This is a genomic window from Pseudomonas sp. P5_A12 (assembly GCF_056400685.1).
The window spans coordinates 1-1,812 of the sequence record NZ_JBFUKU010000536.1 but is presented as its reverse complement, the minus strand read 5'-3'; the positions used below and the strand labels follow the sequence as shown (position 1 = coordinate 1,812).

The 1,812-nt window shown below is 55.3% G+C and carries 3 protein-coding genes; 2 read left to right on the top strand and 1 reads right to left on the bottom strand.

All coding sequences use genetic code 11. The annotated features are described in order from the left end of the window. Window positions 1-280: contact-dependent growth inhibition system immunity protein (locus AC1DSG_RS30850; RefSeq protein WP_477794247.1), on the top strand; the 280-nt coding region annotated here is incomplete at its 5' end. Window positions 281-619: 339 nt separating this feature from the next. Further along, window positions 620-952: a hypothetical protein gene (locus tag AC1DSG_RS30845; protein ID WP_477794246.1), complete on the top strand. Its 333-nt coding sequence runs from the start codon at window positions 620-622 to the stop codon at window positions 950-952. Between the two features lie 267 nt (window positions 953-1,219). Here AC1DSG_RS30845 and AC1DSG_RS30840 read toward each other — a convergent pair. Then, on the bottom strand, window positions 1,220-1,812 hold a 593-nt coding region (locus AC1DSG_RS30840), incomplete at its 5' end, for a carboxy terminal-processing peptidase (RefSeq protein WP_477794245.1).

Here is a 1,812-nt window from a genome sequence, read left to right as displayed (position 1 = left end):
GTTTTTTGGTGCGTACTTTCATCAGGACTGGTTGGATGAGCATGAAACTGCAGAGCAAGTGCTCGACTCCTTTTTAACCGAGTCTCACATCGACGATTTAATGGTGGTCCAAAAAGAACTCAATGCACTGCTTGATCAGGAGAAAGATGAACTGATACTGAGAGAGTATCTTTTGAAAGAACTGAGTTGTTACTACTGCTACTGGAATGCATGGGATTCAGGGCAGGCTTGGTTGCGCCATATTGCGCGCAGGTTGGCCAAACGACATGATCGTTTTTAATGAGTCGAAGGCAGCGAAATTTCCGGGCAAACACATCGGAAATTTCCTTCAACTCCTGACGGTTTCCATGAACTGGCGCAGCCCGGATCTCATCGATAGTCTTTCACCTGTCGCTGCAAACTCAGTGACAGGGCGTGGAAGCCCTTCTATCGTTAGGCGCGTCAAGTGCCACCAGTTCGGCGTTTTTTATCGTCTGTGTTTTATGGTGGCTGTGCGCGGGGCGCCTTCGAGTGCGCCGGGTGCCTAACGTCCCGGTCTTCCACACCTGCGTACAGCCGCCACCTATTCGCGTGGAAGTGATTTCTGGCGGCTTCAATCCATACGTTAGGACTCAAATCGATGAATACCCTTCACCCCGATCCACCCTACGAAAAACCAATCCCCCACCCCAAAAACCGCTTCATGGCCCTCACCAGCAACTGCACCGACATGCCCACGCTGTTCGTCGATACCCACGCGCCGCTCGATGTTTTATACGACGCCGCCAACTATCGAATTCGCGCCGTCACGCAGGTGCTTGAAAACATGTCGATGCGCGGTTCGCTCGAGTGTGAGTCGTTCATCCTCAGTGATTTTGCAGTGCTGTGCGCCATTCCTTTGCGTGATGGGTGTGATGTGCTGGATGTGCTGGATGTGCTTGGGCGGCGGTTGAGGGCACGGCCTTCGGAGTAGCGCCGCTGAAATATCGTTCCCACGCTCCGCGTGGGAATGCAGCCCGTGACGCTCTGCGTCACAGGGGTGCCCGGCGCGATGCCGGCGCTGTAGCTGGAACGCGGAGCGTCCCTGGAGGCATTCCCACGCGGAGCGTGGGAACGATCACAATATCTAGGCGATAAAAAAGGACTGGGAGCAGACTCTTGTTCAAGAGGTGCTCCCAATCCCTTATTTCGCAACAGATGATGACGCTCCGGAGAGCGCCAGCATTAATTTGCCAACCGCTTAGTGCTTGGCGACCGCAGTATTGAGTTTCAGGTAGTCCAACAGGATCCGACCGGCCTCGCTCAGGTAGGCGTCGTCTTCTGGCTTGGTCTTGTCCGGCTCGGCCGCGATGGCGTCTTCGTCTTCTTTCTTCAGCTCTTTGAGTGGCTCTTCGCCTTTGGCCTTGCGACGGATGTTTTCCATCACCAGCTGTTTGGCTTCGATGTCGGTGTGCTGCGCCCGACGGTCGACTTCGTTGAGGCTGACGGTTTTTTCATCCATCAGCTTCTGTGCCAGGGCCAGTTTGTCGCGGATAAACACGAACTCCGCGTCTTTGGCCGAGCGTGCGTCGTGCTCGGATTTGAGCTGCGTGATGTACGGCTTGAACGGATCAACCGCAGGCTTGATGGCTGGCTTGATGGTGTCCCACGGCATGGCTTCCGGCAGGGCGCTTTCGCCGATTTCCTTGGTGTCGATGATCGACGGGTAATCGATGTCTGGCAGTACGCCCTGATGCTGGGTGCTCTGGCCGGAAACCCGGTAGAACTTGGCCAGGGTCAGTTTCAGTTCGCCATGGTTCAGCGGCTGAATGGTTTGTACGGTGCCTTTACCGA